Origin of the sequence: Brevibacillus choshinensis (assembly GCF_016811915.1) — a bacterium.
Classification (GTDB): domain Bacteria; phylum Bacillota; class Bacilli; order Brevibacillales; family Brevibacillaceae; genus Brevibacillus; species Brevibacillus choshinensis_A.
Map to the genome: position 1 here is coordinate 1,087,926 of NZ_CP069127.1, position 24,241 is coordinate 1,112,166.

The window sequence follows — 24,241 nt, forward strand, 5'->3', positions numbered from 1 at the left end:
CCAGTCTTGTATTAAGGGATTGTTAAGTTTTGTCAGTGTCAGTGACGGGGCGAAATGTTATCGGCAGCTTCCACGCTTTGGACAGCTTCGCGAGAGGTTCGTCCAGCATAGAATACTCCAAAAGTCCGTCGAGTACCCCCTGACACTCGATTACCCATTGCCCGGCTTCCTCAACCAGCCGGGTAGTGTGAATGGCCTGTGACAGCGAGCGATCGAGCATTCGCGCCACAATCAGCAGGTGGCCAAGCTTTTCCACCACATTCTTGCCCGCCTTCGGTACGATGTCAGCGTGCTGTGTCAGCTGGCATTGCAGGAGCTTGTTGCTCTTGAACGACGCAATCATCGCGATCAGGAGCCGCTCCCGGTGGGTATAGCCAGCCAGCAGCACGTGGGATAGCAAATAAAACGTATGCTCGGCAGATTCGTGAACGTTAATCATGCGTCCGACATCGTGCAAGAGTGACGCCGCTTCCAAAATCCCGCGTTCAGGGGGGCCGTATTTGTGGAGCCCATGGGCCAGCAGCTGATCAAAGAGCGACAGGGCGTGATTTTTTACCTGATAAGAATGAGGCTTGTCGACCTGATAGCGATTCATGAATTGCTGGATGCTTCGCTCGCGGACCTCTCGGATGTCAGCAGGGGCATCGGCTCCCCAGACATGCTCATAGAGAATCCCGTCACGCAGGCCTTTGCTGCTGATAAACAGCTCTTCACTGCCTGCATGCTTCAGCAGGCTGTCAAACACGGCAATTCCTGCGACGATTACATCGGCCCGGTCCTTGGAGATACCCGGAACCTGACGCCGCTCCTCAAGAGGGAGCTGGCTTACGTGATCCAGGATAGACGCTACTTGCCCTGCACTCATCGGATAATGGTGAAAGCTGTCCATGCTGTATTGCACGGAACGCTGGTGAATTTTGGCCAGATTGCGTGCCGTGCCGCCGATTGCAATCACGGGACATTGTTTATTTATCAACCATGGACAACTGGAAAAAGAACGGCTCAAGAAATGGCGAAGCGCGGATTGCCCCGTCTCATCCGGTATCTCGCTGTGAAAAAACATCCGGGTCAGCGTCACGATGCCAAAGGGGAAGCTGACGCTCTTTTGCAGCTGTCGATTTTGAAAATAAGTGATCTCTGTGCTGCCGCCGCCAATGTCGATCGTGATGCCGTCCCCGACATTCATGCTGCTGAGGACGGCCAGATTGCCGTAGCGCGCTTCGTCATCACCACTCAGGATGCGGACCGTGATGCCAGTCTCTTGCTGGATGCGCCGGATCAGCTCATCTCCGTTCTCCGCCTGCCGGACCGCCGCAGTGGCGACAGCGATGACGTCGCTGATGCTCCTCGCATCCAGCAGCTCTTTATACTGACGCATGGCATGGAGGGTTTTGCGAACCCCTTCGTCATCCATCCGGCCATCCCGCAAATGGTTGCTGAGGCGCAGCCCGCGCTTGACGTTGTCTACTTCCGTCACCAGACCTTGTGCGTCCACCTCGTATACGACCAATCGGGCCGTATTGGAGCCGAGATCAATGACACCGAATTTTCGATTCATGCGATTCCCCACTTTACGTTCAACTGTTCGGTTACCTCCCATTATGCCACAGGTAGGAAAGAGATGTCTTATTGCCCGGCTACCACGGATAAGCTTGTCAGAACAGTCGTATCCGAATTTTGTTTGTTGATCAATTAATTTTCTGCGATATACTCCTCCTGTCTTTTTTCTCGCACCGCTGCTGTATTCGCTCGCCGTTCCATAAACTTCTCGGTTGACAACGGCCAAAAACCTTTCTATAATCTGAGACATTCAAGAAAACGAGTCTTGCAAAGAGCATTACCCATACGGATGATTGGCCGTGAAAAGGAAAGTAAAAAAGGGATTTGACGTCCAGAGAGTCGCCTGATTGCTGGGAGGGCGGCCGCGAACTCTTTTTGAAAGCCACCTTGGAGCTCTGCTTTTGAACACGAGTAGAAAGCAGCGAGTAGCCTACGTTACCAGGCGCATGTCAGCTTTGTCTGACGGCACAAGTTTTCCTTTTGTGAAAAAGGAAAAGAAGCTGAGTGGTACCGCGATGCCTTCGCCTCAGCAATCTAGTTCATGGAAACATGGATGAGATTGCTGGGGCTTTTTGCTTTTCAACATACATTCGAGAGAGAAATGGAGTGGTGGGTCATGGATTCGAAAAAGCAGCGGGAACTGTTGCACTTGCTAGAAGAGGATAGCCGGATGTCAGCCGAGCAGATCGGAAAAATGCTGGCGGAGCCGACAGAGGTGATCGAGCGAGCCATCGCCACTTTGGAAGCCGAAAAAGTCATTGTGAAATATCCTGCGCTGATCAACTGGGAACGTGTGGAGGATCATCCGTATGTGAACGCGATGATCGATGTGAAAGTGACCCCGAAGCGTGACGTCGGGTTCGACGAGGTAGCAGAGCGCATCTGTCGTTTTCCGGAAGTAAAAGCGGTATATCTGATGTCTGGTGCCAGCTACGATTTGTCTGTCGTGCTGGAAGGAAAGACGATGCGCGAGGTCGCGACATTCGTATCGCAAAAGTTGGCCACGCTCGATTCCGTCGTCTCGACGGCCACCCACTTTATTTTAAAGCGCTACAAGCACGATGGAATTGAATTGGAAGATCGCGATGAAGATCGCAGAATGGTGGTAACTCCATGAGTATGCAATTGTCCGTGAAAAGCCGTTTGTCCTCTACAGTCGCTTCCCTGAAGCCATCGGGAATTCGCCGCTTTTTCGATTTGGCGGCTTCGATGGAGGGGGTCATTTCTCTCGGGGTCGGTGAGCCTGACTTTGTCACACCATGGCGTATGCGGGAAGCGTCCATTTCGTCCCTGGAGCGCGGCCACACTGCGTATACGTCCAACGCAGGCATGCCACAGCTGCGGGTAGAGATCCAGAAGTATCTGGAGGAGCGTTTCTCCGTCAGCTATCATCCGGAAAACGAGATCCTGGTGACGGTAGGCGCCAGCGAAGCGATCGATATTGCGCTGCGGGCGATTTTGGATCCGGGGGATGAAGTGCTGGTCGTCGAACCATGCTACGTTTCCTACGAGCCGGTCATTCGATTGGCTGGCGGTGTGCCTGTGTTCCTGAAGACCACGATGGAAAACCAATTCAAACTGACGCCTGAAGAGCTGGAGACGCACATCACGCCGCGTACCAAAGCGATCATCTTCTGTTACCCGAACAATCCGACCGGCGGCACGATGACAGCCGATGAGTGGAAGACGCTCTTGCCGATCATTGAAAAGCACGATCTCTTGGTCATCTCCGACGAGATTTACGCGGAGCTCACCTACGGACGCATGCATGACAGCATCGCTGCGCTGCCAGGCATGAAAGACCGGACGATTCTCATCTCCGGATTTTCCAAAGCATTTGCCATGACCGGCTGGCGCCTCGGCTACGTCTGTGCGACTCCCGACCTGTTGGCAGGGATGCTGAAAATCCATCAGTACACGATGCTGTGCGCACCGACGATGGCACAGATGGCCGCTCTGGAAGCGCTGCGTCACGGGCGCTCGGACATGGAGCGAATGATCGAGAGCTACCGTCAGCGCCGCAACTTTGTGGTAGATGGCTTCCGTCAAATCGGCCTTTCCTGCCATGAACCGGATGGCGCATTCTACGCTTTCCCTTCCATCGCATCGACAGGACTCAGCTCTTCTGAATTCGCAGAAAAGCTGTTGATGGAGGAGAAAGTCGCGGTCGTCCCCGGCGATGTGTTCGGTGAGAGCGGAAACGGCCATATCCGCTGCTCCTACGCAACCTCCATGGAACAGCTGAAAAAGGCGCTCGATCGGATGGAGAGCCTGATGGGGAAATTGTCGTAGGTTGTCTCCTATATATAGAAGAAGAGTTCTCGAAAGAAAGGTGGCTTTCTTTTGAGGACTCTTTTTGTTTACTTCCCTTCCATGAACATTCATAATCATTTGTAGAGTAGGTGCTATTCTAACATGTACTTCCTAAAGGAGAGTGTAACGGATGCGCGAAACCTGTGTCCCGACTGGTGTGGAGCTGAAAGATACAGGATTTGGATATACCTTGTCCTTAATCGGCGGCAAATTTAAAATGATCATTTTGTACTGGCTCGCTGAAAAAAAGGTGATGCGCCATAATGAGCTGAAGCGAAGTATCGGCACCATTTCCTTTAAGACCTTGAGCACCATGCTAAAGGAGATGGAGGCTGATGGACTTGTCATGCGCAAGGAATATCCTCAAGTGCCTCCAAAAGTGGAATATTCCTTGACGGAGCGCGGTCTGTCTCTCATTCCGCTGTTACATATGATGTGCGAGTGGGGAGAGAAGAACAGTTTGCCAGATCAATAGGCACCTCATCACATATGATCGATAAAATCCAGATAATCTTTCGCGCTTTTCTCCAATTCGTTTGCAGACGTGACGTAATCGGTTCCTGGCTCATTTTCGGTGCCATGAAACGCAAAGAACGAGCGATAATCTGCCCGGCAGTACAGGAAGGTGATTTCAAAAGGGGATAATAGGTGCTCCAGCGTATAGCGATATTTTCCCCCCGCCGAATAATCTTCCTTTTTTATTCCGGCAGTTACGGCTAAAGCCGCTTTCCGATCCTTTAATTTATCGCCGCCATTTGAGCCATAGGCCCAACCGTAGGCAAAAACATCGTCCAGCCATTTCTTGAGAAGGGGTGGACAATTGAACCAATAGATAGGGAATTGTAAAACAAGATGATGATGCGCTTCAATCAGCTTCTGTTCTTTTTCCACATCGATGTTTCCGTCAGGGTATACCTCATGCAGCTCGTGTACTGTATATTTTTCCGGATATTTGCTGAGTTCTTCCACCCAGCGCTTATTGATGACAGATGTCTCTATGCTTGGATGTGTAACGACGACTAGAGTCTTCACGGACGCAGCCTCCCAAGATTTTATTTACTTCTTGAGTATAGGGGCCGCTCCATGAGGAAGTAAGTACGCACTTTTCCTTCAGGTACTAACAAAAAGGTTAGTGTCATCTAGCAGTCGTCCCATAAAGCCTCATCCCAAATACTGATCGTCCTCTGACTCCCGCTTTATTTGCTCCATATATTCCAAATGCCGAAACCCCCACCCGCACATATCTCCCAAAACTGAGCTCAGCGTCTTTCCATGCTCGGACAGAAAATACTCCACCTTGGGAGGGATCTCTTGATAGGCGCGACGCACGATGAGACCGTCCTGCTCGAGCTCGCGGAGCTGATTCGTCAGCATGCCCTGTGTGATGTTCGGAAGCATGCGGCGGAGCTCTCCAAAGCGCTTGGTGCCATCGTGGAGGAGGATGAACAAAATGAGGGGCTTCCACTTACCACCGATCGCCTGAAGCGTGGCGAGAATTCCCTGTGTCCGTTTGGGATCGCGAAGATCTTCTTGCATGTGCTCCCCTCCTGTGAATGAGTAGTACCTGCTTTCATTGTTACTTTAGCAGAGTATCCCGATTTTCGACAGTACGCTGATTTTTCGTACCTAGTACGTTTTTTCATACTGCCCTCCGCGGCAATTGATGCCATCCATGGTACGTTTTTCATGACGTAGTCTGAAAAAAGAGCGTACTTTTCAAGAGTCCCTCCTTTCCGAATAATGGGGCTGAAGTGATGAAATGAAGAAAGGGTGTTCCTCTTGAAAATCATGGTGATTGCTGCGCATCCCAAGTTGACTGAATCCCGTGCCAATCGGGCGCTGCTGGACGAATTGAAAAAGCATGACGAGGTTGTCATCCGCGATCTGTACCAGGAGTATCCCGGCTACGACATCGATGTCCAAAGGGAGCAAGAGCTGCTTCTGGAATACGACAGGGTGGTCTTTCAGTTCCCGTTTTATTGGTACAGCTGCCCCCCTCTCTTGAAAAAGTGGTTTGATGATGTGCTGACCCACGGCTGGGCTTTTGGGCCAGGGGGAGATCATTTGCTGGGCAAAGAGTTCATGATCGCCACGACAGCAGGGGGCACGGAAAGAGCGTATCGCTCAGGCGGAGACGACTTGTACACAATAAGCGAGCTGCTCCGACCCATTGAACGAACCCTGACGAAATGCAACGGAACATTCCTGCCTGCATTCGTCGTGTACAATGCCGATCGGGCATCAAATGAAGTACTCGCGCTCGAAGCAAAGCGTTATGCGGAGCACGTACGAACATCCCTGCGTGTGCTCGCCCATTAAGCGGAAATGAAGACTGGAGCGGATGTCCTCCGAGTAGATCCAACTGCTCAGGAGGGCATCTTTTTCATTCGGAAAAAATAAGTGGATCAGATCTTTACAAGCGGGTTCCTTCGGGAGTAATATTTGTTTCGTAATTAACGAATGTGATCCTAACTGCTAAACAAAAATCGCTGAATCCATCATCTGGGAGCGGGGAAACCAACCGTGGCTGCTTTGCGCAAACGCCACATGGGGTGAATCTCGAATCGTTCGAGTAGGGTGACTCTTTCATCCGAATCCGTCAGCTAACTCCGTAAGTGTCATAAGAGAGACAGCAATTACCTTGCGTATGATCGACATAGTTTATTTCGCTATGCCCAGAAGCCAAGTGAGTTTCTTCTCGTTCGGCTTCTTTTTTGATTCCATTTTCCGGGGAAGGGAGTGATGGCAAGAAAAATCTGCATGAGGGTTGTCAGTTTTGAGAGGGGAAACTAACGGAAAATGTATGCGAGGAGAATCAACATGATATCGGGATTAAAACGATTTTTAATCGGCAGACCGATGAAGTCAAAAGAGCTAGGGGAAGAAAAATTATCGAAGGTAAAAGCGCTAGCAGTGTTGTCATCAGATGCTTTATCTTCCGTAGCTTATGGAACGGAGCAAATTCTTCTCGTTTTAGTAACGCTGGGTGCAGTAGCACTCTGGTACTCGATTCCCATTTCCATTGCGGTTATCGGTCTTTTGACCATTCTCATCTTGTCTTACCGTCAGACGATCTTTGCCTACACGACGGGCGGCGGGGCGTACATTGTAGCCAAGGACAATTTCGGAACCTCAACCGGTTTGGTCGCAGGGGGATCGCTGCTGGTTGATTACATCTTGACAGTAGCGGTGAGTACTTCGGCTTCCACCGATGCCATTACGTCAGCCTTTCCGGTCCTCCACGAGCATCGGGTGCTGATAGCGCTGGTCATGATCGTGACGGTGACCATCCTGAATCTGAGGGGGATCACGGAGTCGGCAACCATTTTAATGTATCCCGTATACCTGTTTGTCATTGCTATTTTTCTTTTGATCATTGGCGGGGGATATCAATGGCTGGTCGGTAACGTGCATGGGCAAGCGCCAGTCTATGGAGCAGCGGTGCCGGGAATCACGTTATTTTTGCTTTTACGCGCATTCAGTTCGGGCTGTTCGGCGTTGACAGGAGTAGAGGCCGTCTCGAATGCCATCCCCAACTTCAAGAATCCTGCCCCGAAAAATGCCGCCGTCACTTTGATCATGATGGGGCTCATCCTAGGTGCGATGTTTATGGGGATCAGCTTGTTGGCCTATGTTTACGGCATTGGCCCAACTCCCAAAGAAACAGTCGTTTCCCAAATTGCTTCAGCGGTGTTTGGAAGGGGGATCCTTTACTACTTTATCCAAGCGGTTACAGCGTTAATCCTTTTCCTGGCTGCCAATACGGCGTTTGCTGCTTTTCCGTTGCTGGCTTTTATGCTGGCGAAGGATCGCTTCATGCCCAACATGTTCATGGTGCGTGGAGATCGCCTGGGCTTCTCCAACGGAATCATCTTTCTCGGCATTCTTTCTGCGATCCTTGTCATTTCCTTTGGCGGGGAAACGGAAAACTTGATTCCGCTGTATGCCCTTGGCGTCTTTATCCCGTTTACTTTGTCGCAGGCTGGGATGATGAAGCGTTGGATGACAAAAAAGCCGTCCGGATGGGTAACGCCTTTTCTCATCAATACGGTGGGGATGCTCACCACCCTGACCATTTGCCTGATTTTCCTGATCACCAAGTTTTCACAGGTGTGGACGATATTTGTGTTCCTGCCAATCGTCATCTTTATCTTCCGCAAGATCAACGGACATTATAAAGACTTGGCAGATGAGCTGCGCCTGGATATTGCCGTAGAGAAACCGCAGCCAAAGGGCAGTGTCATTGTCATTCCGGTGGCAGGCATTTCGCAGGTCGTGAAAAACACCATCAGCTATGCACAATCGCTGTCAGATGACATCGTGGCGGTCTATGTGGGATTCAATGATGAGGATATGAAAAAGATGGAGGAAAAATGGGATCAGTGGAACCCTGGCGTTCGCTTGATCATCCTCCGCTCGCATTACCGCAGCATAATCAAGCCCCTGTTTAAATTTATCGATACGGTGGAATGGAAAAAGGCTGACACAGACCATGTGACGGTCATGATCCCGCAGTTCATCACGAAGCGCTGGTGGCACAATCTGCTGCATAACCAAACGAGCCTGTTTCTGCGGGCGTACCTCTTTGCAAGGCAGGATGTCAAAATCGCAACCGTGCCGTACCGCCTAAAAAAATAGATGGAAACGAAAAACAGGCATCGCTGGATGCCTGTTTTCTTGCTTATGGCGGTCGATTCTCAGTGAAGAAGTCTTATAAAAAGACGCCAATGATAGTGGCGGACAAGACGGATGCGAGGGTGGAGCCCAGCAGCAATTTCAAGCCGAATTTGGCTACCACATCTCCCTGTCTCTCATGAAGCGCCTTGACGGAACCGGTAATGATGCCGATAGAGCCGAAATTGGCGAAGCTGACGAGAAATACGGATACAATCCCGATCGTTTTCGGGGATAAGCCCCCTGCGATCTCTTTGAAGTTGAGCATGGCAACGAATTCGTTGGTGACGATTTTCGTGGCCATGATGCTGCCAGCCTGGACAATATCCGATTGCGGAACGCCCATCAAAAAGGCCACGGGAGCAAAGATATAGCCGAGTATGGATTGGAAGGAAAGGTGAGTGGCCCATAAAAAAAGCTCGTTCACCAGATTCATCAACGCAATGAAACCGATCAGCATCGCAGCGACAATGATGGCAACTTTTAACCCATCGAGAATGCTTTCGCTGATCATCTGGAAGAAGGAGGGTTTGCCTGCTTCTTCTTCGACGAGGGGCAGATCCTCTTCATCATCCAGGTCGTACGGATTCATGATGTTGGCAACAATCAAGGCAGACAGGATGTTAACGACGATGGCAACCACGACGTATCTCGGCTCCAGCATGGTCATGTAGGCACCGACAATCGCAATGCTTACGGCGCTCATCGCCGAGGTGCACAACGTGTAGAGGCGCTTCCTGGAGATTTGCCCCAATTGCTTTTTGGTAGTCAGGAACACTTCCGATTGCCCGAGAAAGGCAGAAGAAACCGCTATGTAGTTCTCCAGCTTCCCCATTCCGTTCAACTTGCTTAGGATAAGACCTGCATATCGGATGATGAGGGGAAGAATGCGGAAATGATTGAGAATCCCGATTAAAACAGAGATAAAGATGATAGGAAGCAGCACGTCGAGAAAAAAATTGGAAACCCCGTTGTTTTCGAGTCCCCCGAATACGAAATCGACCCCGCTAATCCCCAGCTTCATCAAAACGTCAAAACCTTTTGAGATAAATCGGATCAGATCAATGCCGATGCTCGTGTTCAATAGGAGGAACGCCAATACAAGCTGGGCCGCAATCATTTTAAGGATGGGGGTAAGCCTGATGTCTTTGCGATTGTTGCTGGCCGCGTAGCCTACGCCGGATACGAACAGCAATCCTGTTACAAAAAAAACGATATTCATTTCTTCACTCTGCCTCCTGGTGCGCTGACTTGATGCATGCATGTCGAGCTGGCTGGTATCCCTTACAAGTATTTTGACCGTTCGGGTACGTGTCATTACCGAAAAAAGCTCTAGGGCCGATTCAAGACAATTTCGAATAGTAAGTTACTACCGTAAGAGTAACCTTATATAGGTTACATGGCTCGCTGTGGATTGTCAATTTCAGTTAGGATGGTTGGATTTGTTTCGTATTATCCCTTATGATGAGTAAAAGAACACCAGTGATGCCGATTAGGAGGATACATGTTACAAAAATTCGGTTTTTCGCAGTATGAAAGCAAAGTGTATGAAGCTCTGGTGTCTAGCGAGGAACCGTTGGACGCTACGAAAATAGTCAAATACTCCGGCGTCCCCAAAGCCAAAATCTATGAAGTGATCGCGCGTTTGATCGATAAAGGCATGGTTATGGACTCGGTATCGGAAAAGAAAAAGCTGTACAACGCGCTGCCCCTGCCGCTTGCCATTGAAAAACTCACGGCAGAATTTCAGGACAACGTGAAGCAATTGAAAATACAGGCGAGCAAAAAATCACATTCCGAGGATTTGGTATGGAGTCTGAAGGCGGATACATCGATTCGGGCACAGAGCAAACAGCTGATTCAAGAGGCGAAAAGCTCGATTCGGATCTCGGCGTGGAAAGATGACCTGATTGAATATTTGCCTTTGCTGGAACAGAAAGAGGATGACGGTGTGGACGTGGAGGTGCTCGTGGTCGGGGCACTGAAGCCCAATATTGCAAAAGTGCACTCCCTGATCCCGGCACAGGAGCATCACACTTTGGAACGATTCCGTTTGCTGATCATCGATGAGCGGGAAGTTATTTTTGCTTGTGAGGAAAATCGTTCCTGGCAAGCCATCAAAACGATGTCCAAGCCGTTCGTAAAAGTCTTTACCGAATTCTTTTACCACGATCTCGCGTTAGCGAAAATCAGCAGGAAGCATTACGATTTGATGATGAATGATGAAGAAATCCGAAGTATCCTGATGCAGCTGCGCTATTAGTCCAGCCGCCTGACCCCATGAAAAAAAACGCAGGAGATATTCCTGCGTTTTTCTCATTTTACGACAATCGCCTCCAACGCCATGAGAATCATGTCGTTAAACGTGGTTTGCCGCTCTTCTGCGGTCGTTTCCTCCCCAGTGAAAATATGATCGCTCACGGTCAGGATGGACAACGCATGCACGCCGAATTTGGCGGCTAGCGTGTAGAGCGCAGTGGTTTCCATCTCAACCGCCAGCACCCCGTATTCCCCCAATTTTTTCACCGGGTCCATGCTTTCGCGATAGAAGATATCCGCAGTCAGCACGTTCCCGACCCGCACAGGCAGGCCTTTCGCCATACCGCTGTCATGCGCTTTTTTCAGCAAATCAAAGCTGGCGCAAGGAGCAAAATCAAATCCGGGAAAGGCAAGGCGGTTCATGTTGGAGTCTGTGCATGCCGTCATCGCGATAATCACATCTCGCACATTTACGTCCTTCTGGATTCCACCGCATGTCCCGACGCGTATCAGGTTTTGAACGCCATACTCGCGGATCAGCTCGTTCACATAAATGGAAATGGAAGGCACACCCATGCCCGTACCTTGCACGGATACGCGTTCTCCGCGATACGTCCCAGTGAAGCCCAGCATCCCTCGGACCTGGTTATAGCAGGTCACGTCCTCCAAAAACGTTTCCGCGATATATTTGGCGCGCAGCGGATCGCCAGGCAGCAGGATATTTTCAGCGATTTCGCCTTTTTTTGCTTGAATGTGAGTGCTCATGGTTTCGCCGTTACAAAAGGAAAAAAGTAACGGCGTACACCTCCTTATACGGTTATAGTCGGTTGGGGTTGGACCGCAGATGGTCTGGAAATGGAAAAAACAGCACACATAAATGAGATCAGGACAAAAATTCCGCCCACCCAAGGCGTGGACAGGACAGAAGCATGGGTAATGACCATTCCGCCGACTGCAGAACCCAAGGCAATCCCAAGGTGCAGAGCTGACGTATTCAGGCCTTGCTGTATCTCATAGGATTCCGGAGCGGACTCAATCAGGTAATTTTGCTGTGCAGGCGTAATGGCCCAGCTCAACATGCTCCATAGAACCATCACGATGAGAAACAGATAGAGGGAGGACGTGACAGCCGGGATGAGGAACATGACTGCGGCAAATGCAGCAATGATGGACAAAATGCTTCGAGTCGATCCCCATTTGTCCGCAACCCATCCACCGATGCCTCCGCCGCATACGGCAGAGAGGCCGAATACGAAATAGATGAAGCTGACCCAGACAGATGACACGTTCAGAGCTGTTTTTAAAAACGGAGTGAAATAGGCGTACAGCGTCAAATGTCCTGTCAGCATGAAAACCGATGTGAATTGAGCGCTGATGATTTTCGGTTTTTTCAAGGTGGCCAGCTGCTGTCTTAGCGGAATCGTTGGCCTTGGCGGTATCTTAGGCAAAAAGGCGTAAATGGCGACCATGGAAGCGAGCGTCAAGACAGAGATGAAAATGAAGGGGGCTCGCCATCCGAAGGCGTTGCCGATGACAAGCCCAATGGGAACACCCAAGACGAGAGACCCGCTGACTCCCATGAAAATCGTGCCGATGGCTCTGGCACGGAACTCTTCCTGCGCGATGGAAGAAGCGATCGTGATGGAAAGAACGATGATCAAAGAACCGCTTGAAGCAGATAACATCCGTCCCAGCATCAAGATCCAATAACTCGGACTGAGCGATGATATGGCGTTGCCGACGAAGAAAACAGCCAGTGTCCAGAGCAACAGCTCTTTTCGCTCCACATTTGCTGTCATTGCCTGAAGAACCGGTGCTGATAGGGCAAAAACAACCGAGAACAGCGTGATCAGCCAGCCGGCCGTACTGATCGAAACGTGCAAATCCTCTGCGACGATGTCTAAAATTCCTCCGATGATTAGCTCCACCGTTCCTACGACAAAAGCTGCGATGGCAAGGATGTAAATTTTCATGTTCACGTAGGCTGAATACCTCCTTTTCATAAAGTGGCGCCATTTAGGTTACTACCGATATAGTAACCTATGTGATAGTAAGTAACAACCCTCAACAAGGTTTTCTTTTGCTAAGCAGCTTTTTCCATCGGGATCGAACAGAAGGAAAATGCAAAAAAACCAGTTTCCCGCGCCATTTTCATAGTCGTGGTGGACTGGTTTTTCTTCTTCCCTATTCTTTTCCTATTGCATGACGATAGAAGCGACCAACTGAGTCACCAATGCGGCGAGGATCATCGAGATACTCGAGACCGTCCCTGCCAAGGAACCGATCTCAAAAGCCTTGGAGGTGCCTGCGCCATGTGCGCTCGTGCCAAGCAGGACGCCGCGGGCGATGTCATCCTGAATCTTGAGATACGAGATCACATACGGACCGATAAAAGAGCCGAGCAGCCCGGTGATGAGCACGAGCACGGCGGTAATCGAAGGGACACCGCCGATCATTTCCGAAACATTCATCGCAATCGGCGTTGTGACGGACCGCGGGATCAGGCTGTACATGACTTGCTTATCCACATGCATGAGAAGCGCCAACAAGGCGGAGGATACGACGGCTACAGCCGACCCCGACATGACGCTGACCAAAATTTGGACCGCGTGTTTCTTCAATAAAGGATAGTTCTTGTACAGAGGGACAGCAAAGGCGATCGTTGCAGGCTGGAGCATGTAGGCCAGCCATTTACCGCCTGCATTGTATGATTCGTAAGCCGTATGTGTCAGGATAAGGAGAAGGACGAGCACGACAGGCGTAAACAACAGCGGTGAAAACAGAAGAATCGGTTTGTAGCGATAAAGCCTTTTGGCCACCAGGTAAACCACGATGGTGAACAGGAAGCCCATGATGCCGCTGATCATGATCGCATCTCCTTTCGTTTGGCGATGCGCTGGGCGACCAAGCCGCTGCTGGCCATGACGATGGCTGTACCAATCGCGATGACGAAAAAGATTTGAACGCCTTCATGCAGCATAAGATTTTGATACGAGATTATTCCCACGGATGGGGGAATGAAGAACAAGAGCAGCTCCGCTAAAAGAAAGCTTGCACCGGCTTCCACCCATTCCAGCCGAAGCCATTTTTTCTGCAGCAAAAAAAATACGACAAACATCCCGATGATGCTGCCGGGAATCGTGAGCCCCAGCCAGTCGACGAGCGCATTCATCAGCATGGAAACAATCACGAAAAAAGCAGCTTGCGCGATGATTTTGATCCATTTTTTCAAGATGTTCCTCTCCCTCTAGAAAAAGTGTACATCGTCTGTTTCCATAGGTAAAATGCATATATAGAATCATTCGCATTCACGATATCTATCGTTAACCGGAGGGATGCTTGATGGATATCCGACATTTGCAATACTTTCTGGAAGTGGCTCGTCACAACAGCTTCACCAAGGCAGCGCAGTCGCTGTATATCACTCAGCCTACCATCAGCAAAATGGTGCGGAACCTGGAGGAAGAGATCGGAGTCGAGCTGTTTGAACGGGTGGGCAAGCGCGTCTCGCTCACGGATGCCGGATGGGTATTGTTTTCGCAGGCGGAAGTGATGGTCAAATCGTTCGAGAACATGACTGTCCATATCAATGAATTGATGGAGCTGAAAAGAGGAAGGCTGCGCATCGGACTGCCGCCGATGGTAGGAGCCAGCTTCTTTCCGCGTGTCATCGGCCGATTTTGCGAGCAGTATCCCGGGATCCGGCTGGAGCTGTTCGAGGCGGGCTCCAACAAAGTGGAGGCGGATGTAGGATCCGGTGTGCTGGACTGCGGTGTCATTCTGCTGCCGGCAAAAGAAGACATCTTCGACCATTATTCGTTCGTCAATGAAAACATCATGCTGGTCGTGCATCCATCCCACCCGCTGGCGGAACGCTCCGAAGTGGCCTTCAGCGAACTGGAAGGAGAGCGTTTCCTGCTCTTCCATGAAGACTTTGCGCTGCATAACCGGATCGTAGACGAATGCGTCCGCGCCGGCTTTCATCCTCATGTCGTGTACAAGAGCTCCCAATGGGATTTTCTCAGCGAGATGGTCGCTGCGAATATAGGGATCACGCTCCTGCCCGAAACCATTTGTGCGGAATTGGACGCAGAGCGCTTTCGCATCGTTCCGCTGGTAAGTCCGACACTCAAGTGGCATCTGGGGATGATCTGGAGGAAAAATGCGTACCGGTCGTTCGCGATGCGGGAATGGGTCCGCTTTTCCGAAGAGTGCTTGCCCACACGCCATCCATCCAAATAAGAAAATACGCGGGAAATACACCCGCTTCCTTTTTTCACTAGGTTAGGCTGTAGTGGAGGAGAGGAAAAAGGGGAAAACGCTCCAGCTTCATAGGAACACCTGCTGGGGGTCATCCCTGTCCGACTCCATGTAAAAAACGAAACCGCGTCCAAAGCAGCCGTCTCGGGAAGCTTATCAGAGGTGGACGCTTAAAACCGTGTTTCGTTTTTTCCATTGCGCCTTGGTTAGTGTTCCAAAGATCTTCCGCTTATTTCCCCTTTTTCCTCGGCCAGCTTTGGGTCATCGACGTGTCTTTTCTTGAAAGCCTTCTACGTAGTTACTTTGGGAAAACCCTTCGTGGGAAAAGCTCCCGTGATAAGTCGAAAAGACATACTTGATGCTAGTTCTTCCCTTGATTCATCCAGGTCCTTCGAAGTTGAAGCGATAGACGAAGTAGGCACATTGCTCACCCGAACCTCTGCATACCAAGTAACTAGAAACCACAACTGCTTCTCCCCACCTCCGTTCTGTTGATAAGCTATCTGTACAAAAAAGCTCCTGGTTTGGCCAGGAGCTTGAGAATTAATGCGTATTTTCATCCATGCTGAAGTCTACCTTGTCGAGGGGAACCAGCTTGGTTTTCTTGGAGAATTTATAGCCCAGCCAGACCACGATGAACAGTGGCAGACCGATGTAGGATACCATTGCGCCGTTCCAGTCGATGGCATCACCTGTGAAAGCCGTGTAGTTTTGACCGACGATCACGACGCAGCAGATGATGAAAGCCAGAATCGGACCAAACGGGAACCATTTTGCTCGGTAAGGCAGCTCCGACAATTCGCGCCCTTGGGCAAGCAGGGCACGGCGGAAGCGGTAATGGCTGACCGCAATTCCCAGCCATGCGATGAACCCGGACATACCGGAGGCATTCAACAGCCAAACGTATACAGTGCCATCCCCAAACAGGGAGGACAAGAAAGCGAGGGCACCGACGAGGGCTGTCACGATCAAGGAGTTGATCGGAACACCATTGCGAGTGACTTTGGCAAACCATTTTGGCGCTTTGCCTTCTTTTGCGAGCACCCAGAGCATCCGGGTCGAAGCGTACATGCCGGAGTTACCTGCAGACAGGACCGATGTGAGAATCACCGCATTCATGACAGAAGCCGCGAATGCAAAGCCTGCCTTTTCAAATACGATCGTAAATGGACTGATGGCAATATCCGTGATATCCCCGCTGATTAGATTCGGGTTGTCGTACGGAACCAACAGACCGATCACCAGGATCGCCAGGATGTAGAACAGCAGGATGCGCCAAAAGATTTGGCGGATGGCTTTTGGGATGTTGCGAGCAGGATTTTCACTTTCTCCAGCCGCTACCCCGACCAACTCTGTTCCCTGGAAGGAGAATCCGGCGATCATGAAGACTCCGAGAATCGCCATGAAGCCGCCGTTGAATGGCGCCTCGCCTTTGGTGAAGTTCGTGAAACCGACTGCCTCACCACCCATGATGCCGAAAATCATCAACACACCAATGATGATAAACACGATAACAGTGACAACTTTAATGAGGGCAAACCAATATTCAGACTCACCGAATGATTTCACGGACAAGGCATTCAAAAGAAACATGATTACGAGGAACAGCGCGCTCCAGACGATCGAAGGGACATCCGGCAGCCAATATTTCATAATCAGGGCAGCTGCTGCTAGCTCGACTGCAATGGTGATCGCCCAGTTGTACCAGTAGTTCCAGCCGAGCGCAAAGCCCAGGGATGGATCGACGAAGCGTGTCGCATACGTACTAAAAGAACCGGAGACGGGCATGAAGGCTGCCATTTCTCCCAGGCTTGTCATGAGGAAGTAAACCATGATACTGATAGCGATGTAGGCCGCCAAAGCACCGCCGGGTCCGGCAGAATGAATGGAGCCGCCGCTTGCGAGAAAAAGTCCCGTACCGATGGAGCCGCCGATGGCAATCATCGTGAGGTGGCGGGCTTTGAGTCCTCGCTGCAATTGATTTTCTGACATACGTTTATTGCACGACCTTTCTCAGATGTTTTTTGTTCGGAAGGAAGGTCGGAAACGAAAAACCGCCCGGGGCCAAAGAATGGCACAGGGCGGTATCATCCAATCCCCACCAAGCCTTCACTGAAGATAGCACACCACGTTTGCTCGGCAAGCAAACGTGACAGTTCTGCCCCTTATCGAGAACAGCCCCAACCCATGCGTACAGCGATACACGATGGACTTCGGCGGATTTTCCCTCTCCTGTAGTCTTAGATTTCGTCTGAATCTCGTACAGAATACTATAAAAGCCGCGACCTCTATCCTCACCGTGAAAGATGAGGATAATTGTATGAAGTTAATTTATTTATCAAATATATATGATTGTGGATGATTTCGCAATTAGAAAAAAACCCCTTCGCAATGGGAAGGGGGGTGACTGCTATTTCAATTCTTTTTTCCAGCTTCCATCTGATAAATTTCGTGCAGCTTCAGGTCCTGCATGGTATTGATCGTTGCTGCGTCGCGTTTTTCGAGAATCTGGTCAGGAAACGCAAACAGCGTGCTGAGATTCTCCGGGAGCGTCTGCGTGGGGACGGATACTGGCTGTGGTGCTGCAGGGATCGGATCACGCCCAGCGAGATGAAACCCCCAATCTCCAAAGGATGGAACCAAGCAGTGATAAGCTTTCGTGTGCAAACCAGCACTCCCGATCGTCAGACCGATGCTCCAGTACACCAGTGGCGCATCCTCAGGCGAGAAAGATTGACAGACCAAGACGCCGTTATCCCCCAAGCAGTTGGACAGCTGCTGAAAGAACTCTTTCGTGTAGATCGTGCTGATGATTTCATCTGCTGGGTCAGGGAAGTCGACGATGATGATGTGATAGGGGGTAGTCACGTTGTCGATAAACATGTTTGCGTCCACCGGGTGTACCGTTACACGGGGATCGTGCATCGAAGATTCATTCAGCGATACCACTTTCGGGACAGTTTTGGCTACTTCCAAGACCATGGAATCCAGATCGACGAGGTCTACATGCTTCACGTTTTTGTACTTCAGCACTTCGCGGAGAGCAAGCCCATCCCCACCGCCAACAATCAGGACACGCTCATGCGAAGCTGCATGAGCAAAGGCCGGATGAACGAGCGCTTCATGATAAATACGTTCATCCAGGGAGCTGAATTGCAGCTGCCCATCCAAGTACATGCGCATCTCGCTGGCTTCCACAAGCTCAATATGCTGATAGGAGCTTGTTCCCTGGAATAGCATGTTATGATCCCCAGCGAGCACTTGGCGACGTTCGATTTGATCGTACAGATCCCCGCGATCTGATGTAAGGTCGATTGGCTTCATTTTTGTTTCGCTAGCGGATGATTCAGGAGATTGCGCTGTGGATTGTTCCTCCCCAGTGCTGTATTCCCAAAACACAGGTGCTGTTGTGGAACCATTGGTGCGTTCAATTCCATAAATACGCGCACTTTTTGCAGAAAGGCCACGTAACAGAGTATCGATTTGGGTAGAGGGATCGCTGTCTCCGCATGTAAATAAATCCAAGGCAGCATACGAATACTCCGGCCACGTATGAATGGAAAGGTGAGAGGTCGACAGGAGGAAAAGCCCCGTTATGCCGTGTGGCTCAAATCGATGGAAGTTGAAGGCGAGCTTTTCCATCCCGAGGGATGTGACGATATTGGTAAGGATCTGCTCCAGATGGGAGAGATCGTCGAGCAAAGCTGAATCACAATCAAAGGCATCAATGATCAAATGGCGTCCTTTTACTTGATTCACTGTTCATACTCAACCCGCTTATTCAAGTGAACCACTCCTTTACGCTTATGATAAAGGATATGGTACTAGCTCGAATAAGGTTTGTACGATTGTGCAAGCAATGCAAGAAATGGACGCTGAATCATGATTAAGTAAAGTGACGCTTGGCGGGCCATGACCCTTGCAGCTTGCGAATTTGAACGATCTGCCCGGTGTGACAGGCATCATGCAGCATGATGCTCATGACACTCTGAGCGATCGACGTGGTAGGCAGGCCCTGGTCGAATGCTTCCTCACTTAGGGACGCCAGCTTTTCCTGAATTTGTCGATGGACACTTTCCATGCGTTGCTGTGCTTGCTTCCATGCGTCCTCATCGTCTGGTCCGCCGGATGGGACAAACGTGTCGTCGTTGGATTCAGCGGAAAGAGGAAATTCGGTACCCAACAGACGATGGAGCAGCCGTTCCTTGTAGTACAGCAGATGGCTGACATTCTCCCAGATGGTATTCGCGGCCTCGCCGACAGGACGCCAGCTCGCCTGGGCAGCGGTTACACCAGATAATGCGTCACGCAGGGGCGGATACCAGTCTTCCTGTTCGTAGGTAAACTCCCAATTCTTCAAAAGCAATTCTTTACGGCTCATGTCCATCCTCCTCGTCTAGGAAACAGGTTGGCGAAACGGTATAATGATTCCAATAACATTTGTTTGTAACTATCTTTATATAATATGGTGGTTACAAAAAGAAGATATCATAGTCGGATACTGGAAACAAGGGAAAAAATGGATTGCAGTGAAAAAAGATGGGGGTAGCAACGTTGGAGTGGCTGTGCATTGATTTTTTAAATAGCGATTGGCGGGACTGGCGAGGCTCAGGGCGCAGAGAGAATCGGCTGGAGAAGGAAGAGTGGCTGGAGCAATTCCTGAAGTACTGGGGATTGCAAGCCCCGTTACCGATCGATGGGAAAATGGGGAAGGAGCTTCTGAACCTGCGGGAATGCATGAGAAGGATGACGGAATCGTTTGTCCGGGGAGAGACAGCTGCGCCTGAGGATTTGGCAGCTCTGAATCAGGCTTTGGCACTGGCTCCAGCTTACCCTCGCCTCGTGAGCGATGGAGGAAATCAGTTTCAGATCGAGCAAGTAAGCCCAGTCCAAGGCTGGGAAAATGTCATGGCCCAGATCGCAGGCTCCTTTGCCCATTTGCTGGCACACGAGGAAGCCAGAAGGATCAAAATCTGTGACAATCACGATTGCAGGTGGGTCTTCTTTGATGAAAGCCGCAACCGCGTGCGCCGCTGGTGTGACGACAAGATGTGCGGCAACCTGATGAAGGTGCGCCGTTTTCGCGAGAGGCAAAAAGAAAAAGGGTGAAGCGCCGAAGCGTTTCGCCCTTTTCGTCCATTTAGGCCGAAACCGGTGTAAGGGGGAGCAATTTGGCGTGAACAGAAGGACCAGCTGCAACTATGCCGTATCCATCCCAGCGAAACGCTGCTCCGTCGGCATCGGATAGACATCCTCCCGCTTCCATCACCAGTAGCGCACCAGCGAGCCAATCGTAGATGCCGGATCCATATTCCCAATATCCATCCAGGCGCCCGCTCGCTACATAAGCGAGATGGAGCGCTACCGAGCCTTGCATCCGGATAGCAAACGCTTCAGGCATGACGCGCATGAGGGACTCGGCCGTATGCTTCCCTGCTGCAAGATCCATGGGAGAGGAAAAAGCAAAGAGGGTTCCGAGAATGGACTCGGATAACGCTGTTTTCCCCGATACGTGAATCGGCTCGCCATTGCACGCCGCTCCCTGTCCTGCTACGGCATGAAACAGCTCGTCACGGCACGGATCGTAGACAAAGGCAACGACGGGTGCGCCTGAATGAACCAGGCAAAGGGACATGGCCCACATCGGCATTTGCTGCAGGAAGTGCACGGCGCCGTCGATGGCATCGCACACCCAATATGGCGTGTCGTACTCTGGGTGGCTTTGCAGCTCCATATCGAATTCGGCATCGGACCAGCGGTATGCTGGAAAGCGTTCAGCCAATGCCTCTTTCAATCGGTTCTCGGCTACAGGGTTCACCGCCTGGAATCGCTTTACCATTTCCTCTTGACTGGAAGCTGGCTGGCTTTTTGCAAATTCCGTCAGCAGGTCCTGCCCCACATTTCTCACCAGCTCCTCGCAAAAGCGAAGATCCTCCGCATTCATTACCATAACCTCCACCCCTTGTCATTTTGATAAAGATCCCGAAGAACCTCGTAGTGCTCTCCGTATTTCTCGGCCAGCAGATGGCCAAAGTCAGACTCCACATGCTGCATCAGCAAATCGTGATAAAACGCGTTCTTCAGCGTTTCAATGACAGCGGGATGATCCGTCTCGAGAGCTGTCGGTTTGACTTCCCCGCCAAAACTGCCCATGACGGCATCGCGGTAGTCGCAAAGAATGGAAAACTTTCTCGCCTCGGCAAACGGCAGATCATTCGGACGCTTATGGATAAATACATGGCCAAGCTTTGTCGAATACTCGCCAAGGCAGATCAGGATGACGGTGACGCCTTGTTTCTCCGCGTGAAGCAATGCGTCTTCAATCAAGGGAACATCTTCGGCAAACATGTCGACAACAATCATGCTGTCGGCATTCGCGATGACCCTGTGCAGAGCATTGTCCAACTGATCGGTCCCTCGCCAGCTGTAAAAAGAAGGGGTGATGCGGGGGGGCGTGCTTAAACCTCGTACTAGGGTCTCGGCAGTTCGTTCAAAATGGCTTTGCAAATGGCGAACAAGCTCCTTGACTGGTACGGCATCGTAGGTGGCAGGGTCCCCCTCTCTTTGGCGGATGACGCCTTTGTCCTGAAGGGAACGCAAAGCCGCATAGACATTGGTCCGGGAGACAGAAACCCGTTTGGCGACCTCATAACCGGAGAGGTTCGCTTCTTCATGCAAGGCCAGATAGCAGCGTGCTTCCAAATCAGACAGGCCGATTTGCTGTAAATGTTCGATCATGGAGGGATCTCCTTTTAGTAGTATGTTTAAATACTACTAATGTTTTTGCGTCCTGTCAATGCCTGCCATTTCATGAATCCGGGAATAAGGGCACATGATCAGGAACTTTGAGACATAATAAAAAGCAAACGGTACGGGAACAGAAAGAGGTGACAGTGTGGGGCGGTATCGGAAGAGATGGTTGCAGGGGCTGGTATTGGTATTGCTGATTACTGCCTGTGCGGCAATCTGGTATCTGCGACCCTATTCGCCTGATCAGGCAGCGAGGGCGGCAATGCAGGGCGGTGAAGGGATCACGGTCATCGACACGGGAGATTGGCTCGCTTTCGAAGGCGGAGAGACGCGGGAGCCAAGCGTCATCTTGTATCCGGGCGCTTTAATCACGGCAGAAAGCTATGCGCCGCTTGCACGGGAATTGGCTGGCGCGGGCTATCGCGTTTTTATTGCAAGAATGCCGCTGAACCTGGCGGTAAGTGATGTGGAACGGGCCAATCAGGTATTAAAAGCATACCCTCATCAGCAATTTGTCATCGGCGGGCATTCCCTCGGCGGTGCCATGGCTGCCCGCTACGCAGTGAATCATCTGGATCGAATCACCGGCGTCTTTTTTCTGGGAGCGTATCCGGATAAAAAAGGCAATCTGAAGGAGTCGGGCCTGCCCGTTCTTTCGTTGTTGGGCTCGCGAGATGGTGTGGTGAATCAGGAGAAGTATGTAGAGAGTAAGAAGTATTTGCCCGACGACACCATTTACATGAGCATCGCCGGGGGAAATCACGCTCAATTTGGCAGCTACGGTCCCCAGGAAAAGGATCAGCCGGCAGCCATTACCCCTCAGGAGCAATGGCAGCAGACGGTTGCGGCCCTCAAGCAGTGGCTGCAGACACGAGTCAATCCGGATTCTGGGGAATCATACCAGAGATAACGCCGACGATCCGGATGTTTTCAGATGGCAGGATGAGCGGCGGGTCTTCTTCGCGTGTCGTCGTAAAGCAGCACTCCACGGGATTTACGTCCGCTGCGATTCGCACGAGGAACTGTCCTTCCTGCCGGATGAGAACGGGTCTGCCGGTTATCGGCTCCATCGAATAGTCCGAGACCAGGAGCACATGGCCTGGAAAGATCCCGACGCCTTCTAATCCATGATCTCTCATAATGAGGGTAAAACGCGCCACATGGTAACTGGCAATGGGGAGAGTTGGCAATAGGGACAGCTCTTCGTCACTCTCCAGAGGCAGATCAAAAAAGCGCGTGCTGTAAGCATCTCCGGCGATAAAAACGTGTTTCAAGCGCGTCACCTCCTCTTTTGGACAGACTAATAAACAGGAAACCCTTTGGCATGCAAACGGGCAAGAATGCGGTCAAAGCGAATGCGGGCGAGAGACAGAGGGACCTGAAAACGCTGAGCCAGATAGGCTGGTGCATGGTACCGATCGCATTCCGCCAGCAGGGGACTTACCATAAACAGAGGGAGCAGTAAATGCTCGGCGAAATGATTGGCTTGGGACTCCTGCCAATCGATCATCCATTCGTTGCTGTGGGGTTGGATTCCTACATGCAGCAGCAAATGCCCCAGCTCATGCGCGATTTTTACGCGTCTTTCCACTGGTTCGAGCCGTTCATCTACGGCTATGATGTAGCGCTCGGGGGCCTTAGGATGGGCATGCGTCCTGCTGCGGCCGGCAATCTCCAGGATATCGATATCAAATTGTGTACAGAGGCGATGCAGGTCGATCTGCTCCGGCTGATTCATTCCGAGATGGCGCAGCAATTGGTAGACCCGGCTCTCCAGCCACGTCTTCGGTTCGGCTATTTCTTGGAGAATGGCAGAAAGCATCTGATACCTCCTTATTTACCGGAACGCACGTTCGGTTTTTGCCGGAAAAGAAAACCCCTGGTCAGGGGTTGTTTTTTTTCAGGTTTTCCGTGATTTCAAATAACGAAGGGGGCCGTGATTCTTTGACCTGACGCCCTCGCCATTGCTTTTTCAAATCGTACCAGTAACGCCGAATCTCCTTTTTTTCCTCTTCGGAAGCATCCAAATATCCATCCAGAAAGTAATAGTCGTCCGGATCGTCGATTTTTTCTTGCAGGAGCTCGTCCAATGAACGATTGTCTCGGGTGTCGTCTCTTCGCGTCAGAGGCGTGGCTGCTTCATCGGTGCGTCCCAGCAGCCAATCGGTCGTGACATTCAAGATATCGGCCAGATGCCGCAGCATGTCGTTTGGAGGAGTGCTGTGATTATTCTCGTAATTGCTGATGGTGCCTTTGGTGGTGCAGACGTGTTCTGCCAATTCTTCCTGGGTGAGACCGTTTGCCTTACGGGCTGTGCGTAAGCGCTGGGATAACATGGGTCGCGCCAGTCCTTTCCGTAGAGATACAAGAATATTGTACTCATATCCTTGAAAAAAGGAAAGAAAGGAATCCCGGTCAGAGGCTG

At 51.0% G+C, this 24,241-nt stretch carries 25 protein-coding genes, 2 riboswitches and 1 other annotated feature; of the genes, 9 read left to right on the forward strand and 16 right to left on the reverse strand.

Annotated elements, in window-relative coordinates; genetic code table 11:
• Nucleotides 1-22: 22 nt before the first annotated feature.
• On the reverse strand, nucleotides 23-1,558 hold the full coding sequence (locus JNE38_RS05880) for a Ppx/GppA phosphatase family protein (RefSeq protein WP_203355678.1): 1,536 nt from the start codon (nucleotides 1,556-1,558) through the stop codon (nucleotides 23-25).
• Nucleotides 1,559-1,850: 292 nt separating this feature from the next.
• Nucleotides 1,851-2,092, forward strand: a binding site (T-box leader).
• Between the two features lie 84 nt (nucleotides 2,093-2,176).
• Between JNE38_RS05880 and JNE38_RS05885 the strand changes: the two genes are divergently transcribed.
• The 3 genes from JNE38_RS05885 to JNE38_RS05895 all read left to right on the forward strand — a co-directional run bounded on the left by JNE38_RS05885 (nucleotide 2,177) and on the right by JNE38_RS05895 (nucleotide 4,348).
• Nucleotides 2,177-2,677: an Lrp/AsnC family transcriptional regulator gene (locus JNE38_RS05885; protein WP_055747346.1), complete on the forward strand. Its 501-nt coding sequence runs from the start codon at nucleotides 2,177-2,179 to the stop codon at nucleotides 2,675-2,677.
• On the forward strand, nucleotides 2,674-3,852 hold the full coding sequence (locus JNE38_RS05890; protein WP_203355679.1) for an aminotransferase: 1,179 nt from the start codon (nucleotides 2,674-2,676) through the stop codon (nucleotides 3,850-3,852). Before JNE38_RS05885 ends, JNE38_RS05890 begins: the two co-directional genes overlap by 4 nt.
• A gap of 151 nt (nucleotides 3,853-4,003) precedes the next feature.
• Nucleotides 4,004-4,348, forward strand: coding sequence for a winged helix-turn-helix transcriptional regulator (locus JNE38_RS05895; protein ID WP_203355680.1), 345 nt, complete (start codon nucleotides 4,004-4,006; stop codon nucleotides 4,346-4,348).
• Nucleotides 4,349-4,356: 8 nt separating this feature from the next.
• Here JNE38_RS05895 and JNE38_RS05900 read toward each other — a convergent pair whose 3' ends face one another.
• Both JNE38_RS05900 and JNE38_RS05905 read right to left on the reverse strand, forming a co-directional pair.
• Nucleotides 4,357-4,905, reverse strand: a complete 549-nt coding sequence (locus tag JNE38_RS05900) for an NAD(P)H-dependent oxidoreductase (protein WP_203355681.1) — start codon at nucleotides 4,903-4,905, stop codon at nucleotides 4,357-4,359.
• 129 nt (nucleotides 4,906-5,034) lie between these two features.
• The gene (locus tag JNE38_RS05905) at nucleotides 5,035-5,409 is read right to left on the reverse strand and encodes a winged helix-turn-helix transcriptional regulator (RefSeq protein ID WP_203355682.1); all 375 of its coding nucleotides are present in this window, start codon (nucleotides 5,407-5,409) and stop codon (nucleotides 5,035-5,037) included.
• A gap of 243 nt (nucleotides 5,410-5,652) precedes the next feature.
• Here JNE38_RS05905 and JNE38_RS05910 point away from each other — a divergent pair, with 243 nt between their 5' ends.
• The gene (locus JNE38_RS05910) at nucleotides 5,653-6,192 is read left to right on the forward strand and encodes an NAD(P)H-dependent oxidoreductase (protein ID WP_203355683.1); all 540 of its coding nucleotides are present in this window, start codon (nucleotides 5,653-5,655) and stop codon (nucleotides 6,190-6,192) included.
• A 158-nt stretch (nucleotides 6,193-6,350) separates the two neighbouring features.
• Nucleotides 6,351-6,507, forward strand: a riboswitch (cyclic di-AMP (ydaO/yuaA leader).
• Between the two features lie 186 nt (nucleotides 6,508-6,693).
• Nucleotides 6,694-8,511 carry an APC family permease gene (locus tag JNE38_RS05915; protein WP_203355684.1) on the forward strand — a complete coding sequence of 606 codons (1,818 nt, stop codon included), beginning with the start codon at nucleotides 6,694-6,696 and terminating at the stop codon, nucleotides 8,509-8,511.
• Between the two features lie 73 nt (nucleotides 8,512-8,584).
• Here JNE38_RS05915 and JNE38_RS05920 read toward each other — a convergent pair whose 3' ends face one another.
• Nucleotides 8,585-9,769 carry a NupC/NupG family nucleoside CNT transporter gene (locus JNE38_RS05920; protein ID WP_203355685.1) on the reverse strand — a complete coding sequence of 395 codons (1,185 nt, stop codon included), beginning with the start codon at nucleotides 9,767-9,769 and terminating at the stop codon, nucleotides 8,585-8,587.
• A gap of 282 nt (nucleotides 9,770-10,051) precedes the next feature.
• Here JNE38_RS05920 and JNE38_RS05925 point away from each other — a divergent pair, with 282 nt between their 5' ends.
• Nucleotides 10,052-10,810 (forward strand): TrmB family transcriptional regulator, encoded by a 759-nt coding sequence (locus JNE38_RS05925; RefSeq protein ID WP_203355686.1) that lies wholly within the window; start codon nucleotides 10,052-10,054, stop codon nucleotides 10,808-10,810.
• A gap of 53 nt (nucleotides 10,811-10,863) precedes the next feature.
• Here JNE38_RS05925 and deoD read toward each other — a convergent pair whose 3' ends face one another.
• From deoD to JNE38_RS05945, 4 genes are all read right to left on the reverse strand, one after another.
• Nucleotides 10,864-11,571 (reverse strand): purine-nucleoside phosphorylase, encoded by a 708-nt coding sequence (gene deoD, locus JNE38_RS05930; RefSeq protein WP_203355687.1) that lies wholly within the window; start codon nucleotides 11,569-11,571, stop codon nucleotides 10,864-10,866.
• Nucleotides 11,572-11,615: 44 nt separating this feature from the next.
• Nucleotides 11,616-12,785, reverse strand: a complete 1,170-nt coding sequence (locus JNE38_RS05935; RefSeq protein WP_203355688.1) for an MFS transporter — start codon at nucleotides 12,783-12,785, stop codon at nucleotides 11,616-11,618.
• A 216-nt stretch (nucleotides 12,786-13,001) separates the two neighbouring features.
• On the reverse strand, nucleotides 13,002-13,673 hold the full coding sequence (locus JNE38_RS05940) for an LrgB family protein (protein ID WP_203355689.1): 672 nt from the start codon (nucleotides 13,671-13,673) through the stop codon (nucleotides 13,002-13,004).
• Complete coding sequence (locus JNE38_RS05945) at nucleotides 13,670-14,038, reverse strand: CidA/LrgA family protein (RefSeq protein ID WP_203355690.1); 369 nt, start codon at nucleotides 14,036-14,038, stop codon at nucleotides 13,670-13,672. The genes JNE38_RS05940 and JNE38_RS05945 overlap by 4 nt, the downstream gene beginning before the upstream one ends.
• A 110-nt stretch (nucleotides 14,039-14,148) precedes the next feature.
• Between JNE38_RS05945 and cidR the strand changes: the two genes are divergently transcribed.
• Nucleotides 14,149-15,048, forward strand: a complete 900-nt coding sequence (cidR, locus tag JNE38_RS05950) for a cidABC operon transcriptional activator CidR (protein WP_203355691.1) — start codon at nucleotides 14,149-14,151, stop codon at nucleotides 15,046-15,048.
• 561 nt (nucleotides 15,049-15,609) lie between these two features.
• On the opposite strand, the gene JNE38_RS05955 is transcribed toward cidR, so the two are convergent.
• The 3 genes from JNE38_RS05955 to JNE38_RS05965 all read right to left on the reverse strand — a co-directional run bounded on the left by JNE38_RS05955 (nucleotide 15,610) and on the right by JNE38_RS05965 (nucleotide 19,447).
• Nucleotides 15,610-17,058 carry an amino acid permease gene (locus tag JNE38_RS05955; protein WP_203355692.1) on the reverse strand — a complete coding sequence of 483 codons (1,449 nt, stop codon included), beginning with the start codon at nucleotides 17,056-17,058 and terminating at the stop codon, nucleotides 15,610-15,612.
• 119 nt (nucleotides 17,059-17,177) lie between these two features.
• Nucleotides 17,178-17,365, reverse strand: a riboswitch (Lysine riboswitch).
• 116 nt (nucleotides 17,366-17,481) lie between these two features.
• A complete protein-coding gene (gene speD, locus JNE38_RS05960) occupies nucleotides 17,482-18,825 on the reverse strand; it encodes an adenosylmethionine decarboxylase (RefSeq protein WP_203355693.1) in 1,344 nt (447 codons plus the stop codon).
• A gap of 127 nt (nucleotides 18,826-18,952) precedes the next feature.
• The gene (locus tag JNE38_RS05965; protein WP_203355694.1) at nucleotides 18,953-19,447 is read right to left on the reverse strand and encodes a DinB family protein; all 495 of its coding nucleotides are present in this window, start codon (nucleotides 19,445-19,447) and stop codon (nucleotides 18,953-18,955) included.
• 158 nt (nucleotides 19,448-19,605) lie between these two features.
• Between JNE38_RS05965 and JNE38_RS05970 the strand changes: the two genes are divergently transcribed.
• Nucleotides 19,606-20,175: a CGNR zinc finger domain-containing protein gene (locus JNE38_RS05970; protein WP_238933568.1), complete on the forward strand. Its 570-nt coding sequence runs from the start codon at nucleotides 19,606-19,608 to the stop codon at nucleotides 20,173-20,175.
• Between the two features lie 31 nt (nucleotides 20,176-20,206).
• Here the strand turns inward: JNE38_RS05970 and JNE38_RS05975 are convergent, their stop codons facing one another.
• Together JNE38_RS05975 and JNE38_RS05980 are read right to left on the reverse strand one after the other, a co-directional pair.
• Nucleotides 20,207-21,010 (reverse strand): inositol monophosphatase family protein, encoded by an 804-nt coding sequence (locus tag JNE38_RS05975; protein WP_203355695.1) that lies wholly within the window; start codon nucleotides 21,008-21,010, stop codon nucleotides 20,207-20,209.
• Entirely contained in the window at nucleotides 21,010-21,804 is a 795-nt protein-coding gene (locus JNE38_RS05980) for a TrmB family transcriptional regulator (protein WP_203355696.1), read from the reverse strand. The genes JNE38_RS05975 and JNE38_RS05980 overlap by 1 nt, the downstream gene beginning before the upstream one ends.
• Before the next feature lie 157 nt (nucleotides 21,805-21,961).
• Here JNE38_RS05980 and JNE38_RS05985 point away from each other — a divergent pair, with 157 nt between their 5' ends.
• Nucleotides 21,962-22,726: an alpha/beta fold hydrolase gene (locus tag JNE38_RS05985; protein WP_203355697.1), complete on the forward strand. Its 765-nt coding sequence runs from the start codon at nucleotides 21,962-21,964 to the stop codon at nucleotides 22,724-22,726.
• Here JNE38_RS05985 and JNE38_RS05990 read toward each other — a convergent pair.
• The 3 genes from JNE38_RS05990 to JNE38_RS06000 form a co-directional block, all read right to left on the reverse strand.
• Complete coding sequence (locus JNE38_RS05990; RefSeq protein WP_203355698.1) at nucleotides 22,692-23,090, reverse strand: hypothetical protein; 399 nt, start codon at nucleotides 23,088-23,090, stop codon at nucleotides 22,692-22,694. The two genes, JNE38_RS05985 and JNE38_RS05990, sit on opposite strands and share 35 nt — an antisense overlap.
• 26 nt (nucleotides 23,091-23,116) lie before the next feature.
• On the reverse strand, nucleotides 23,117-23,638 hold the full coding sequence (locus tag JNE38_RS05995; RefSeq protein ID WP_203355699.1) for an ImmA/IrrE family metallo-endopeptidase: 522 nt from the start codon (nucleotides 23,636-23,638) through the stop codon (nucleotides 23,117-23,119).
• A gap of 61 nt (nucleotides 23,639-23,699) precedes the next feature.
• Nucleotides 23,700-24,152, reverse strand: coding sequence for a helix-turn-helix domain-containing protein (locus tag JNE38_RS06000; RefSeq protein WP_203355700.1), 453 nt, complete (start codon nucleotides 24,150-24,152; stop codon nucleotides 23,700-23,702).
• Nucleotides 24,153-24,241: the final 89 nt, after the last annotated feature.